The sequence below is a fragment of the Neisseria sp. P0009.S008 genome (assembly GCF_051958615.1).
Classification (GTDB): Bacteria; Pseudomonadota; Gammaproteobacteria; order Burkholderiales; family Neisseriaceae; genus Neisseria; species Neisseria subflava.
Window position 1 is genome coordinate 1 of sequence record NZ_JBQCVG010000015.1, and the last position, 14974, is coordinate 14974.

General features: G+C 53.0%; 16 protein-coding genes and 1 pseudogene. 13 read left to right on the top strand and 4 right to left on the bottom strand.

The annotated features are described in order from the left end of the window. Positions 1–35: 35 nt before the first annotated feature. The 3 genes and pseudogenes from ACTHSQ_RS10230 to cysE all read right to left on the bottom strand — a co-directional run bounded on the left by ACTHSQ_RS10230 (position 36) and on the right by cysE (position 3740). Positions 36–455 carry a DDE-type integrase/transposase/recombinase gene (locus ACTHSQ_RS10230; protein WP_440375952.1) on the bottom strand — a complete coding sequence of 140 codons (420 nt, stop codon included), beginning with the start codon at positions 453–455 and terminating at the stop codon, positions 36–38. 183 nt (positions 456–638) lie between these two features. Beyond that, complete coding sequence (locus ACTHSQ_RS10235) at positions 639–2684, bottom strand: hypothetical protein (RefSeq protein ID WP_440371067.1); 2046 nt, start codon at positions 2682–2684, stop codon at positions 639–641. 246 nt (positions 2685–2930) lie between these two features. Then, positions 2931–3740 (bottom strand): annotated as a pseudogene (cysE, locus tag ACTHSQ_RS10240) (serine O-acetyltransferase). A gap of 115 nt (positions 3741–3855) precedes the next feature. On the opposite strand from cysE, the gene ACTHSQ_RS10245 reads away from it, so the two are divergent. From ACTHSQ_RS10245 to ACTHSQ_RS10260, 4 genes are all read left to right on the top strand, one after another. Then, positions 3856–4494, top strand: a complete 639-nt coding sequence (locus tag ACTHSQ_RS10245) for an MBL fold metallo-hydrolase (protein WP_003683764.1) — start codon at positions 3856–3858, stop codon at positions 4492–4494. Positions 4495–4954: 460 nt separating this feature from the next. Then, entirely contained in the window at positions 4955–5476 is a 522-nt protein-coding gene (locus tag ACTHSQ_RS10250; RefSeq protein WP_003683952.1) for an outer membrane protein assembly factor BamE, read from the top strand. Positions 5477–5484: 8 nt separating this feature from the next. Further along, positions 5485–5913, top strand: coding sequence for a hypothetical protein (locus ACTHSQ_RS10255; protein WP_036472499.1), 429 nt, complete (start codon positions 5485–5487; stop codon positions 5911–5913). A 302-nt stretch (positions 5914–6215) separates the two neighbouring features. Continuing rightward, on the top strand, positions 6216–6680 hold the full coding sequence (locus ACTHSQ_RS10260) for a four-helix bundle copper-binding protein (protein WP_070632729.1): 465 nt from the start codon (positions 6216–6218) through the stop codon (positions 6678–6680). Positions 6681–6741: 61 nt separating this feature from the next. On the opposite strand, the gene ACTHSQ_RS10265 is transcribed toward ACTHSQ_RS10260, so the two are convergent. Continuing rightward, positions 6742–7275: an acyltransferase gene (locus ACTHSQ_RS10265; protein WP_440371066.1), complete on the bottom strand. Its 534-nt coding sequence runs from the start codon at positions 7273–7275 to the stop codon at positions 6742–6744. Between the two features lie 281 nt (positions 7276–7556). On the opposite strand from ACTHSQ_RS10265, the gene rpmE reads away from it, so the two are divergent. The 9 genes from rpmE (at position 7557) to ACTHSQ_RS10310 (ending at position 14898) form a co-directional block, all read left to right on the top strand. After that, positions 7557–7772, top strand: a complete 216-nt coding sequence (rpmE, locus tag ACTHSQ_RS10270) for a 50S ribosomal protein L31 (RefSeq protein ID WP_003681847.1) — start codon at positions 7557–7559, stop codon at positions 7770–7772. Positions 7773–8007: 235 nt separating this feature from the next. After that, positions 8008–9666 (top strand): ArnT family glycosyltransferase, encoded by a 1659-nt coding sequence (locus ACTHSQ_RS10275; protein ID WP_440371065.1) that lies wholly within the window; start codon positions 8008–8010, stop codon positions 9664–9666. A 149-nt stretch (positions 9667–9815) separates the two neighbouring features. Then, a complete protein-coding gene (locus ACTHSQ_RS10280; protein ID WP_070587951.1) occupies positions 9816–10703 on the top strand; it encodes a hypothetical protein in 888 nt (295 codons plus the stop codon). A 222-nt stretch (positions 10704–10925) separates the two neighbouring features. Beyond that, a complete protein-coding gene (locus tag ACTHSQ_RS10285; protein WP_049323595.1) occupies positions 10926–11726 on the top strand; it encodes an ABC transporter ATP-binding protein in 801 nt (266 codons plus the stop codon). Between the two features lie 65 nt (positions 11727–11791). Beyond that, a complete protein-coding gene (gene mlaE, locus ACTHSQ_RS10290) occupies positions 11792–12568 on the top strand; it encodes a lipid asymmetry maintenance ABC transporter permease subunit MlaE (protein WP_003683792.1) in 777 nt (258 codons plus the stop codon). 49 nt (positions 12569–12617) lie between these two features. After that, positions 12618–13112 (top strand): outer membrane lipid asymmetry maintenance protein MlaD, encoded by a 495-nt coding sequence (gene mlaD, locus ACTHSQ_RS10295; RefSeq protein WP_049329454.1) that lies wholly within the window; start codon positions 12618–12620, stop codon positions 13110–13112. A 32-nt stretch (positions 13113–13144) separates the two neighbouring features. After that, positions 13145–13735, top strand: coding sequence for an MlaC/ttg2D family ABC transporter substrate-binding protein (locus tag ACTHSQ_RS10300; RefSeq protein ID WP_070824102.1), 591 nt, complete (start codon positions 13145–13147; stop codon positions 13733–13735). A 63-nt stretch (positions 13736–13798) separates the two neighbouring features. Further along, positions 13799–14077 carry an STAS domain-containing protein gene (locus ACTHSQ_RS10305; protein WP_036493932.1) on the top strand — a complete coding sequence of 93 codons (279 nt, stop codon included), beginning with the start codon at positions 13799–13801 and terminating at the stop codon, positions 14075–14077. Beyond that, positions 14074–14898, top strand: coding sequence for an MlaA family lipoprotein (locus ACTHSQ_RS10310; protein WP_070837115.1), 825 nt, complete (start codon positions 14074–14076; stop codon positions 14896–14898). Before ACTHSQ_RS10305 ends, ACTHSQ_RS10310 begins: the two co-directional genes overlap by 4 nt. Positions 14899–14974 lie beyond the last annotated feature (76 nt).

Here is a 14974-nt window from a genome sequence, read left to right on the forward strand (position 1 = left end):
ACCCTGGTCGGAATGCAGCATCGTTCCCTTATCAGTCAGCCGGGGGCGGCTTTTTCGAGCATTTCCTTCACCATTTCACTGTCGGCTCTGCGGCTCATGGCGTAGGCGACGATTTCCCGGTTGAACAAGTCCAAGATTGGCGAGAGGTACAGTTTGCCGTCGCTCCCTTTGAGTTCGGTCACGTCGGTCAGCCATTTTTCGTTGGGCTTTTCGGCTGTGAATAGGCGTTTGAGGAGGTGTTCCGATATTTCGCCCATGGCGGGATGGCGGTAGGCTTTTTTCGCGCGTATGAGGGCTTTCAGTCCTAGCTGCTTCATCAACCGCGCCACTTTTTTGCGGTTCCAATCCAATGCTGCGGCAATGCGCCTTTGCCCGTAGCGTCCTTTATGCCGTTCGTAGATTTCGGCGATAAGGGCTTTGTCGGCTTCATCGGGGTCGTGAGATGCCGTAATGATCTGCGGTACGCTGTTGGCTGCGTATGTGCAGGTAGTGGAGTACGGCTTGGTATTTGAAGTGTAATGTATATTTGCTCATAAAAAAACTGCACCTTGTGAGTTGGAGGGGGGATGTCCAACTTTTGGGGTGCAGTTCAAGCCGTTTTCGGGTTTCAGACGGCCTTTTTTATTGCCTTACAACGGTTAGAACTTGCCGTTCAGCTTCAGGAACATGCCTTTGTCGGTGCCGGAGAAGGCGTTGCGGCCGACATAGCCGCCCAGCGACAGCACGGCGGAGGGGCTGAAGGCGTAGTCTACGCCGGTCTGTACGGACGGACGGGTGCGCGTGGTTTCGCGCGCTTCCTCAAATGCGCCGAAGAATGGGGCGGACGCGGTGAAGCGGGCTTTGCCTCCGCCCACGCGCTGTGCAACTTCCGCATTGCCGTACCATGCCAGCTTGCCGGTCAGGGGCAGGCGGCCTTTTATGCCTGCCGCCAATGAGGTTTCCTTCAGCTTGGCCGCGCCGTAGGCAAACGGGAAGGACAGGCCCGCATCTTCGCTATAAGACGGGCGTTCGGCTTCGGTGCGGCGCAGCGCGGCGTACCAGCCTAAGGTTTTTTCACCGGACATGCCGTAGTCGCGGCCGGCCGTCAGGCTGTATGCGCGGCCTTTGGTGCGGACGGTGTTTTCAGGGCTTTCCGTGCCGTTCAGGTGGGGACGGCGGATGCGGGTTTTGTCCGTTTCAAAGGCGGCGGCGGGTACGGCATACCAGCCCGCGCCGTTATGGAGGCGTGCGGACAGGCCGATGCCGACGCCGGATTTCAGGCGGTGGCTGCCGTTTTCTTCGGCACGGGCGGGAACCGCCAGGGAGACGGCGGCATCGAAGTTGTCGGTGAAGCCGTAGCCGAAGGCGAAGTCTGCACCGCGCGAGCTTGCGCCGTGTCCTATGTCGCGGCGGTATCCGGCGCTGTAGCAGAATTTGCCACCGTCGGCGCGGCAGCCGCCCAGCAGGTTTTCAGCCGCGCGGGCGCGCTGTGCGAGCAGGGAGGCGGTGTCGGCGGACAGCAGCGACAGGGAGGCGCGGGTGTTGGCGGTATCTGCCGCGCGGATGTTGAGGCTGCGCAGGTTCCAGACGGCGGCGTGCCTGTCGCCATTGTCGTTGATTGCCCATCCAAGCGCAAACTTGCCGTCGGCGCTGATAGCTTCTACCGATGAAACCCCCGAATTGTCGGTTTTCAGCGTGCCGAGGTCGGTTTTGGTGGCCCAGCCGCTGCCCGACCAGACGGTGGCGCGGTAGTCGCCGTTGTCGTTATCTGCCCGTCCGGCCACCATTGAGCCGTCACTGCTGACAGCCCATGCCCGCGACTCACCCGAATTATCGCGTTTCAGCGTACCGAGGTCGGTTTTGGTCGTCCAGCCGTTGCCCGACCAGACGATGGCGCGTTGTTCGCCGTTGTCGTTATGCGCATCGCCGAACACCAGCGAGCCGTCACTGCTGACGGCGACTGCGTGCGAATTCCACGAATTATCGCTTCGCAGCGTGCCGAGGTCGGTTTTGGTGGTCCAGCCGCTGCCCGACCAGACGATGGCGTGGGTGTCGCCGTTATCGGTGTCCGAAGATCCGACTACTACTGAGCCGTCACCGTTGAGGGCCGTTGCATACGAATTCCACGAATTGTCGGTTCTGAGCGTGCCGAGGTCGGTTTTGGTGGCCCAGCCGCTGCCCGACCAGACGGTGGCACGTTGGCTGCGATCGTTTTCCGCACTGCCGACTACTACTGAGCCGTCACTGCTGATAGCATTTGCACTGGAATACCCAGTATTATCGGTTCTGAGCGTGCCGAGTGCGGTTTTGGTGGCCCAGCCGCTGCCCGACCAGACGGTGGCATGGCTACTTCCACTACCATCCCGGTCCGAAGATCCGACTACTACTGAGCCGTCACCGTTGGTGCCACTTGCAGCAGAAGACCCAGTATTATCGCTTTTCAGTGTGCCGAGGTCGGTTTTGGTGGCCCAGTTGCTGCCCGACCAGACGGTGGCGCGGCCAAATCTACCACCATCCCAGTACGAAGCTCCGACTACTATCGAACTGTCGCTGTTGAAGCCGAATGCGTGCGAAATCCCCGAATTATCGCTTCGCAGCGTGCCGAGGTCGGTAATGTTATTGGGCGCGGCGGCGGCAGGCAGTGCGGCCAGCAGCGCGGCGAGGGTTAAAAGGCGGTGTACGGGAGATGGTTTTTGCATAGTCATGTTTTCCCTTTTTAGGTTATAAAATTCAGGTTATAAAAAGCGGCGGGTGTCCGCCGCAGCTTGGTTAGTGCTATGAAATCGGCGCGATTATAGCAGTTTGGTATGCGGGGTTTGTGTGTTTTCAAAATTTCAAGAAATTATACAAAACTTTAAAAAAGTTAAGGGCGGCAGGGAGGCCGTCTGAAAAACAGGGATGTTTTGTTTTCAGACGGCCTCAAGGTTTTACCGCTTACCGAACGGACAGGTTTAAATATAGAAATCCTGATTCATTTCCTCATAAAAATTCTGATTCATTTCCTCCGCCGGTTTGGCATGCGATTTGTTGCCGACCACGCGGGCGGGCACGCCGACGACGGTGCTGTAGGCGGGTACGTCCGCCACCACCACGCTGCCCGCGCCGATTTTCGCGCATTCGTTCACGCGGATGTTGCCCAACACGGAAGCGTTCGCGCCTATCATCACGCCGTCGCCGATTTTCGGGTGGCGGTCTCCGCCCTCTTTGCCCGAACCGCCGAGGGTTACGCCGTGAAGGATGGAAATGTCGTTGCCCAAAACGGCGGTTTCGCCGATGACGACGCCGGTGCCGTGGTCAATCATAATCCCCTGCCCGAAACGGGCGGCCGGATGGATATCGACGCCGAACACTTCGGAAGCGCGGTTTTGCAGGAAATAGGCCAGCGTTTTGCGCCCTTCCTTCCACAGGCAATGGTTGATGCGGTGCGCCTGAATGGCGTGGTAGCCTTTGAAATACAAAAGCGGCAGTCAGTATTGGTCGCAGGCCGGGTCGCGTTCGTAATAGGCGGCGATGTCGGCGCGGACGGCTTCGCCGATGGACGGTTCTTTTTCCAGCGCGTGCAGGTAGAGTTCGTACAACGTGCGCATGTCCATGGTCGGATTGGCCAGCTTGCTCGACAGGTGGAAGGCCAGCACCCGCTCCAAACTGTCGTGCCGCAGCACGGTCATGTGGAGGAAGCTGGCCAGCATAGGTTCTTCCGCCGCCGACTGCTCGGCTTCGTTGCGTATGGTCTGCCACAGGTTAAAATAGGTATTTCCCATTTTCAGACGGCCTCTGTTGCGTAAAAGCTGCGATTGTAGCCGAAAGTATGCACCAATGTGCAAAAGGCCGTCTGAAACGTAAACAACATTAAACAAGCCTTTCCTAGGAACACCCATGGCACTCCAATTTGAAATCAACGCCGTTACCCCCTTCCGTCAAAACTGCACGCTGATTTGGGACGATGAAACTAAAGAAGCCGTTTTGACCGATGTCGGCGGCGATGTACCCTATTTATTGCAACAAGTCCAAAACAAAGGCCTCAAGCTGACCGCCATTTGGCTGACCCACGGCCATCTTGACCACGCAGGCGGCGTAGTTGAACTTTTGAAAACCTGCGATATACCCGTTCTCGGCCCGCACAAAGACGATGAATTCCTGCTCCAAGCCCTTCCGCAAACGACGGCGCAATACGGCTTCCCCGTTTCTCCGTCATTCACGCCGACACGCTGGTTGGAAGAAGGAGAATCGCTCAAGGTCGGCAACCACAGCTTCCAAGTCCTCCACATTCCCGGCCACACTCCCGGCCAAGTCGTTTTCTATAACGCCGAAAACGGTCTTTTAGTCGCAGGCGATGTTTTATTTTATGAGACCGTTGGTCGCACAGATTTTCCGCGCGGCAATCATGATGACCTCATAAACAATATCTGCGCTAAACTATTAACTCTGCCCGAAACCACGCAAGTTATAGCCGGACACGGCCGCATGACCAGTATCGGGCATGAGAAAAGGTACAATCCGTTTCTGGTTCGTTAGTATGAATTATTGTATAAAGCCAACATTCTGGCATACACAGATTATGCGTATAAAGGAAAACTGACATACAATTTGCAGGAATAACACCCGAAAGATTAAGTACCTAATCTCCGGCAAATGCCAAAAAGAACTAAAGCACAAAGATAACAAGGTATTACGCAATACAACCTGATTTATCGAAAATCGGAAATCTCTAAACCCCAAGCCTTACTCGCAGTGAAATTGTTACAAAGTGACAATAAATGTCAGTCAGGCCGTCTGAACGGTTCTGCCGATTCAGGCGGATACAACGGAGATGAGGTGCAATGCCCTGCCGGAATGTGCCGATGTTCTGTTTGTCAAACCGTCGGGGACATCTTTAAGAAGCACAACATTATTTGGGTCAACCGGCAAACTCGCTGCCGGCACTAACAGGCCGTCTGAAAAGTTCGGCCGGTAAAATCAATAAAAGGATTATCAAATGAAAAAAATCGCAAAAGTGGGCTTCGTTCTGCTGGCTACCGGCCTGCTGGCCGCCTGTGCTACTAAGAGCAAAATCACTCCTGAAGGCACTACAGACGAGCCACGCTTCCCTAAACCTTACTCCCTGACCTTCAACAAAGGCCGCGGTACATTCCCGACTTTTGACGAGCTGGATCAAATGCGTCCCGGCCTGACCAAAGACGACATCTACAAAATCCTCGGCCGTCCTCACTACGACGAAGGTATGGTTGGCGTGCGTGAATGGGACTATCTGTTCCACTTCTACACCCCAGGCGTAGGTGTTGACCCTGAAAACACTTCCGGCGTTGAAGGCATCACTACTTGCCAATACAAAGTGATCTTCGACAAAGACAAATTTGCACGCAGCTTCTTCTGGAATCCAGTATTCCCTAAAGATGCCGTATGTCCTCCTCCAGCACCTACACCTAAACCTAAACAAGAGCCTCAAGTGATCATCCGCGAGATCATTAAAGAAACTCCTAAACACATCCGTCAATAAGGACAAATTTGAAACGGATCCTATTGGGTATAGCCTTGGCAGCAGGCCTGAATTCTTTGGCCGCTGCCGATGCTGTCAGCGACTGTATCCAACGCAAAAAAGTTGTGGTCAATACAGCTAAGGCGGAGCTTTGCTTTGCCGATGACGGTCAGTGCCATCCGGTACTGATTGGCAAGACCACGCCGAAAGGCAAATTCAATATGACGCCGATGATGACCAGCAAACCGGGTTACGGTGGCGAAGTTATCGGCTTCAAAGAAGAAAATGACTTTCTGTTTGCGTTACATAGGGTATGGACGCTCAAGCCACAAGAAAGACGCATGGAACGCATCGTCTCCCCTCATGTGGCCGACCGCATCATAACCAATGGTTGTATCAACGTACAAAGCCATGTGTACGAAAAACTGCGTCAGTACTTCATTTTAGAAATCATCTGATGTAGGCTTTAGTTTGAATAAAGGCCGTCTGAATATTTTTCAGACGGCCTTTTCTTTTTATTAGTAAAACCTTTTATGTTTGGATATATTGATATGGTCTTAGACAGCGCGGCAACTTCGTTGAGGCTGCTGACTCAGGAAAAGAAAACTCTATCAATCTAACGCGTAAATCTAAAAGAAAGGCCGCCTAAAAGTTTGGGCAGCCTTTATTGTTTACAAACAAAGAATATGTTAACCTCTTGTTATCGAATAGACTTAATCATTCGTAATATTATTTCACAAAGCAAAAAGGACTCTATCTTATGAACCGTCGTCAATTTATCGGCAGCGCCGCTGCTGTTTCCCTCACCGCCGCCGCTTCTTTTGCCCGTGCTCACGACCATGCAGGCCATGCACACCACGCCGGTCATGCTGGTCACGCGCATTCTGCACCGCGCGCCTATGAAGCTGCGCGCAAAGCGGCTGCACATTGCGTTGAAGCCGGTCAAATCTGTCTGGCACACTGCATCGCCCTGTTGAGCGAAGGCGATACCTCCATGAAAGACTGCGCAGCCGGCGCTAACCAAATGTTGGCACTGTGCGGCACATTGCAAAACCTCGCTGCCCAAAATTCACGCCTGACCCCGTCTTTGGCAAAAGTGTGCATCGAAGCCTGCAAACAATGTGCTGCCGCCTGCAAAGAACACGCCGGCCACCACGCTGAATGCAAAGCCTGCTACGAGTCTTGCTTGGCTTGCATTAAAGAATGCGAAAAAATTGCCGCTTAATCAATATTAAAAAAGGCCGTCTGAATTTCAGACGGCCTTTTATTTTGCTATTTTGTTCATGCTATTCGGCTGCAAGCTCTTGCTCATCCAGCAGTTTTTTCCGAACAATTGCAGGATTGCCCGCAGCCACGCAATAAGGCGGCACATCTTTGGTGACCACCGAACCTGCACCGATTACCGCGCCCTTGCCGATGGTAACACCGCCCATGATAATCGCACGCCGACCAATCCAAACATCATCTTCAATCACAATCGGGCTGATGTCTGTATAACCTTCAAAGCGGCGGGTTTCAGGGTTGAATTTGTGGTTGATCGAATAAAACAGGCATTCCGGCCCCATCATCACGTTCTTGCCGAGGGTCAAACCGTGGCAGATTTCGCAATTTACGCCGATACCCGAATTATCGCCGACTACTGTATCCGGAAAAACGTATCCACCTTTTTCAATATTGACGTTTTTACCGATGTTTGGAGAAATGCACGCAGCCAAAGCAGCACGGAATTTTTGCGCAATTCTGCCGAATGGTTTGCAATAAGACGGAGGCAACATCCCTCCCCAAACACGCAAAATGCACGTCAATATCCTTTTCCACATTAATTCCGTCTCCTGTTCGTACAAGCGTAAATATTATTCAGACTATTATTCTTCTTAAAGTTTCACATCTAGAGGAGGTTTTACATCCTCTTTTCAGTTAGATTACAATCTGACCGCATAATATTTGGTTTGAGATTCTATTCTAAACTGTTCTCGTCTGTTGCGAAACTGCCCTGGATACAAAATATCCTCTTGACGAAACAGCCAAAAATAGCGAAAATCCCACGCTTAACTGAAGTACAGGCAAAACCCCTGTGCCCGCTTAATCGAAAGGAAATCAAATGAAACAAGGTATTCACCCGAACTACCACGAAATCAACGTTACCTGCTCTTGCGGCAACAAATTCGTGACCAAATCCGCAATGGAAAAAGACAGCTTCAACGTTGAGGTTTGCTCTCTGTGCCACCCTTTCTACACCGGTACTCAAAAAATCGTCGACACTACCGGTCGTGTGGACAAATTCAACAACAAATTCGGCAACCTGTTCAAACGCTAATTGCCGCTTTGTCAAAAAGACTGCTTCGTGCAGTCTTTTTTGCATTCAGGCCGTCTGAAACATTTCTTTCAGACGGCCTGAGCCTTTTGTCATCAACCGAATGCCATATCATTCCCAATATTCGATAAAAACGAGCCGTAAGCATTATTTTACAAAGCTCTCCGGTCCGGCATATCGCGCAAACCCGTCAAACCCTGTACCATTGCTATTCAAACCAACCGTTTTTTGACCTTCCATGCTGACTTACACACCGCCCGATCCGCGCCGCCCCCAAAAAACCCATGAAAAACCATGGCTTCTGCTGCTGATGGCCTTTGCCTGGCTGTGGCCGGGCGTGTTCTCGCATGACTTGTGGAACCCTGCCGAACCCTCCATCTTTACCGCCTCCGAGTCCATGAAAAACGGTGGCAGCCTGTTGGTTGCACAAATCTTCGGCCAATCCGACTTCACCATCTCCCCTGCTTTTTTGTGGGCGGCAACCGCATTCCAAACCCTGTTTTCGCCTTGGGCGGCCGATGCCTATGATGCCGCACGTTTTGCCGGCGTGGTATTTACCGCCATCGGACTGACCGCCTGCGGTTTTGCCGGTTTCAACTTTCTCGGCAGACACCATGGCCGCAGCGTTGTCTTAATCCTTATCGGCAGCATCGGTTTGCTGCCCATCGCCCACTTCCTCAATCCCATGTCGGCCGCTTTTGCCGCGTTTGGATTGATTCTGTGCGGCTTTTCACTGGCACGCCGCCGCGTCATTATTGCCATTTTGCTGTTGTGCGGCGGCTGGGTTTTACTCTCCCTCTCCTCAGGCTATCTGCTGACCGCGGCCATGATGTTTTTGGCACTTGCCTTGTCGTTCCATTCCACTTGGCAAAGCAAACGCTATCTGCTGACCCTGATTGGCGCCATCGTCGTTTCCCTGCCCCTGCTGATTCTGTATCCACTGGTTTTATCAAAAACCAATCCCGAATGGTTTGATATTTGGTTCAATCATTATTCCTTAGGCGTATTCGGCGGCTTCCATCAGATTCAGACGGCCTTCAACCTGCCCTATTATCTGAAAAACCTGCTGTGGTTTACCCTGCCTGCTTGGCCGCTGGCGGCATGGACGCTCAGCCGAACGCGTATCCACGATAAAAACTGGGGCATTCTGAGCCTGTCGTGGCTGGTTATCATGACAGCCCTGCTCGCCATCAACCCGCAACGCCTGCAAGACAACCTCGTTTGGTTGTTGCCGCCGCTCGCCCTGCTCGGCGCGGCACAACTAGACGGCCTGCGTCGCGGTGCAGCGGCATTTATCAACTGGTTCGGCATCATGGCATTCGGTCTGATTGCCGTCTTCCTGTGGCTGGGCTTCTTCGCCATGAACTACGGCTGGCCTGCCAAACTGGCCGAACGCGCCGCCTATTTCAGCCCGTATTACATCCCCGACATCGACCCGATTCCGATGGCCGTCGCCCTGCTGTTTACCCCGTTGTGGCTCTGGGCGATTACGCGTAAAAACATCCGCGGCCGCCAAGCCGTGACCAACTGGGCAGCCGGCGTTACCTTGGCCTGGGCCTTGCTGATGACCCTGTTTTTACCGTGGCTCAACGCCGCCAAAAGCCATGCGCCGGTGGTTCACCAAATGGAAGCCGCGCTTTCTTCCGAATTGAAACAGCAGCTTTCAGACGGCCTCGAATGTATCAGCATCGACAGCCAAGACCAGCGCACACGAATCGCGTGGACACAATACAGCCATATTAAAACCACGACCGACAACCCGTCCTGCCGCTACCGCCTCATCCGCCAAGCCGCCAACATCGGCGTACCTTCGGGCTGGCAAACCTTGTGGCAAGGCGCAAGACCGCGCAACAAAGCCGAGACTTTCCTATTCTTGGAGAAAACTTCAGCGCAATAAATCTGTGACACTAGCCATAAAGCTGAATATTCCTGCTACATTCAAATAAAAGGCCGTCTGAAAGAACTTTTATCCTTTCAGACGGCCTTTGACTCACTTTAACACCGCTTCCCGTACAATGGCCCTTTTCCCTTAATCTACCTAAAAACATGAAACCCAACCGCCTTTTGCCCCTCGTCCTCTTATTGACCGCCCTCTCCGCCCATGCCAAAGATTTCATCATCTACGACCGCATGGACTATGTCGGCAAACCTGACCTGACTGCCGACAAACTCTCCAAAGTGTTCTTGGTTTACGAAAGCGAGCTGGTCAAACCCGATCCGACGGGCAAACGCAAACACGGCGTACTCAACGAAGCGCGCATTCGTGAATTGGCCAAACAATCGCGCCGCGAAGGCTACCGCACCATTTCCACCGACATCGAAAGCTGGTTTGCCGAAAAAGACGGCCAGCTGCTGACCCCCGACGAATTAAGAACCGACTTTGCGCGGATGTACCAAATCTTCAGAGAAGAAAACCCGCGCGCCTTCATCAGCAACTACGGCATGCCCTCCGAACATTTGCACGGCATCCGCCACTACCGCCCCAACGTTGACAACGAAGCCATCTTGGCCAAATGGCGGCAAGTCAGCAAACGTCGTGCGCCCACCGCCGCCATCAGCGACTATGCCAATCCTGTGTTCTACATCACTTCCCCCGATTTGGTGCAATGGGAAAAAGACGTGAAAACCGCCGTTGACGACATCCACCAACGCTTTCCCAATAAAAAAATCATCGGCTACATCTGGCCGCAATATTATTCGGCCACCAACAGCCCTTATTTCAAGCAATTCATCAACCCCGTCCGCTGGCGCAAAATGCTCGAAATCAGCAAAAAATACACCGACGGAGTGATTATCTGGTCGGACAAGCGCGATGAAAACAACCAAATCGTGCGCTGGAACGATCCGCGCATCCAAGCCACAATGAAAGCAACTCAAGCCTTCATCAATGCCAATGCCAAAGAAATCAAGGTGGAAGGTTTGCAGAAATATTAAAAACAAGGCGGGTATGTTTGCCCGCCTCTTTATATACCTACACAGCTGTCTGTATGTTTGACACAACACGCGACAAAACGACCGCACCACCAACACTTCTGCATTCTTTCACACGTTTTTACCCGTTATTCCTAAGCGCAGGCCGTCTGAAAATTGCCCGAATATCCAATACCCTTTACAATACCCGTAATTAAAATACATTTTTCGACACCTCTCTCCTGCATGAGTTCCACACCCTTCATCGAAATGAAAGACGTTGCCTTCGCATATGGCGACCGTCCTATTCTGAACAACATCAACTTCAGCATTCCACAAGGCAATTTCGCCGCCGTAATGGGTGGTTCGGGTAGCGGTAAAACCACGCTGATGCGCCTGATTACGGGTCAAATCCACCCGCAATCGGGTAAAGTGCTGATTGAAGGGCGTGATTTGGCCGCATTTTCAGCGCAGGAGCTGTACGAACACCGCCGCCGCATGGGCGTTTTGTTCCAACACGGCGCATTGTTCACCGACTTATCCGTCTTCGACAACATCGCCTTCCCCATGCGCGAACTGACGGATTTGCCCGAAGCGGTCATCCGCGATTTGGTGGTGTTGAAACTGAATGCAGTCGGTTTGCGCGGTGTTGAAAACCTGATGCCTTCCGAGCTTTCCGGCGGTATGTCGCGCCGCGTTGCCCTCGCGCGTACGATTGCGCTCGACCCTGAAATCATGTTGTACGACGAGCCTTTCACCGGCCTCGACCCGATTTCACTGGGCGTCATCGCCCACCTCATCAGCCGCGCCAACAAAGCCCTGCGCTCCACCAGCGTAATGGTAACGCACGACATCGAAAAATCACTGGAAATCGTCGATCAAGTCATTTTCCTGGCACACGGCGAAATCATGTTCTCCGGATCGCCCGAAGAAATGCGCGAACTCGACTCGCCTTGGGTACGCCAGTTTGTCGGCGGTTTGGCAGACGGCCCCGTCGCCTACCGCTATCCGGCGCAAACGACTTTAAAACAAGACTTGCTGGGCTGATGTTCAGACGGCCTGAAACTTAAACAAGGCCGTCTGAAAACCATTTAACCAATCAACTGAAACCTATGAATTTTATCCGTTCCGTCGGGGCAAAAACCCTCGGCTTCATCCAATCGCTGGGCAGCATTACGCTGTTTTTCCTGCAGATCCTGGCCAAATCAGGTACGGCGTTTGCCCGCCCGCGCCTGAGCATCCGCCAGGTTTACTTTGCAGGCGTGTTGTCTGTCCTGATTGTTGCCGTCTCCGGCCTGTTTGTCGGCATGGTATTGGGCTTGCAAGGCTATACGCAGCTGGCAAAATTCAAATCCGCCGATATTTTGGGCTATATGGTTGCCGCTTCCCTGTTGCGCGAATTAGGTCCCGTATTGGCGGCGATTCTGTTTGCCAGCAGCGCGGGCGGTGCCATGACCAGCGAAATCGGCTTAATGAAAACCACTGAGCAGCTTGAAGCAATGAACGTGATGGCGGTCGACCCTGTGGCACGCGTGGTTGCGCCGCGCTTTTGGGCGGGTGTGTTTTCCATGCCTTTGTTGGCATCAATTTTCAATGTTGCCGGCATTTACGGCGCGTATTTGGTCGGCGTCGAATGGCTGGGTTTGGATGGCGGTATTTTCTGGTCGCAAATGCAAAACAACATTACCTTCCATTACGACGTACTCAACGGCTTAATCAAATCCGCCGCCTTCGGTGTAGCCGTTACGCTGATCGCCGTACATCAGGGCTTCCACTGCGTACCGACTTCCGAAGGTATTTTGCGCGCCAGTACACGCACCGTAGTGTCTTCCGCCCTGACTATCCTCGCCGTCGACTTCATGTTGACCGCATGGATGTTTACCGACTAAAGGCCGTCTGAAACGACACTTAAAAAGAATGAAACAAGGACAATAGCACATGAAAAAAAATGCTTTGGAATTTTGGGTAGGACTGTTTGTCTTACTGGGCGCAGCCGCTATCGGCTTTCTCGCCTTCCGTGCCGCCGGCGGACAATCGTTCGGCAAATCATCACAAACCTACACCGTCTATGCCGATTTCAGCGACATCGGCGGCTTGAAAACCAACGCCCCGGTCAAATCCGCAGGCGTACTGGTGGGCCGCGTTGCATCCATTCAGCTCGACCCTAAATCCTATCAGGCAAAAGTTGCCCTCAATCTGGACAGCCAATATCAGTTCAGCAGCGACGTTTCCGCACAAATTCTGACTTCAGGCCTGTTGGGCGAACAATACATCGGCCTGCAACAAGGCGGCGATACTGATTCTTTGGCGGCAGGCGACACCATTACCGTCACCAGCTCCGCCATGGTTTTGGAAAACCTTATCGGCAAATTCATGACCAGCTTTGCCGAGAAAAACGCAGACAGTGAATCTGCCGGTCAAAACAAACAATAAACACATATCAACCCAATATTCAGGACACTCCCATGAAAAAAACTTCCTTCATCAGTGCATTGAGCATCGGTGTATTGAGCATCAGCATGGCATTTGCCGCACCTGCAGACGCAGTCAACCAAGTACGTGAAAATTCCGTTCAAGTGCTGAAAATCCTCAACAGCGGCGACGCCAACACCGCACGCCAAAAAGCCGAAGCCTACGCCATCCCTTACTTCGACTTCCAACGCATGACCGCTTTGGCTGTCGGCAACCCATGGCGCACTGCGACTGACGCACAAAAACAAGCGTTGACCAAAGAGTTCCAAACCCTGCTGATCCGCACCTACTCTGGCACCATGCTGAAATTCAAAAATGCCAAGGTCAACATCAAAGACAACCCTGTTGTAAACAAAGGCGGTAAAGAAATCGTTGTCCGCGCCGAAATCAACGTTTCCGGCCAAAAACCGGTCAACATGGACTTCACCACTTACCAAAGCGGCAACAAATACCGCGCATACAATGTCGCAGTAGAAGGCGCAAGCTTGGTTACCGTATACCGCAACCAATTCGGCGAAACCATCAAAGCCAAAGGCATCGACGGCCTGATTGCCGACTTGAAAGCCAAAAACGGCGGTAAATAATCCACCCCCGCACCATGCCGCCTGATGTTCAGACGGCATGGTGCCTTACATCATAAAGACACCATGCAAACAGAAATCCGCAACGGCACGCTCTACATCAGCGGCGACGTTACCGTCAAAACCCTGACTGCCTCCGCCTTTGCGCGCTACGAACAACAATGCCGTCTGAAAGAAACAGACAGCATAGACTTCAGCCAAGTAGGCAAAGCAGATTCAGCCTGCGTTTCCCTGCTGCTCAACGCTCTGCGCCGGACAGACAAAAAACCGACCATTCAAAACATTCCCGATTCCGTCCGCGCACTGGCCGAACTTTACGAAATCAAAGACTGGTTGCAATCATGAAAAAAACCACCGCTTCACTCTGCCTCCTCATCAGCATAGCCTCCGCTCCCGCACTTGCCGAACGCAATCCAGCCGACCCTTACGAAGGCTACAACCGTACCGTTTCCAAGTTCAACGACAAAGCAGACAAATACGTCCTTTCCCCTGTCGCACGCGGTTATCGCAAAATAACGCCCAAACCGGTGCGTACCGGCGTGAGCAACTTCTTCAACAACCTGCGCGATGTCGTCAGCTTCGGCAGCAATGTACTGCGCCTTGACGTCAAACGCGCCAGCGAAGACCTCGTCCGCGTCGGCATCAACACCACCTTCGGCCTTGGCGGTTTAATCGACGTAGCCGGTGCAGGCGGTGTGCCCAGCAATAAAAACACCCTCGGCGATACCTTCGCCTCATGGGGCTGGAAAAACAGCAACTACTTCGTTGTCCCCCTACTCGGCCCGTCTACCGTACGCGATACCGTCGGCAACGCCGTCACCACCGTCTATCCGGTTAAAAATGCCGTCTTCCACACCAGAGCAGGACGCTGGGGCACAACCGGCCAGCAAGCCATCAACACCCGTGAAGAACTGCTCGACCTGACCGACAGCCTCGAAGGTGCAGCCATCGACAAATACAGCTACACACGCGACCTTTACATGAAAGTCCGCACCCAACAAACCGGCGGCACGCTCCCTCAAAACGAAGACGACAACATCGACATCGATGACTTGGTGGACAGCAACACCACTTCCGAACCGGTAGCACCCCAATCCGCTCCGGCAGAAATCCCCGATACAGCCAATCCTCAAACTCTGTATCAAACACCATCAGAAAATCCCTGATTGTTTCCAAAAATAAAGGCCGTCTGAAATTCAGACGGCCTTTATCCCCCAAAAGATAGCCAGTCCCCCACCTTTG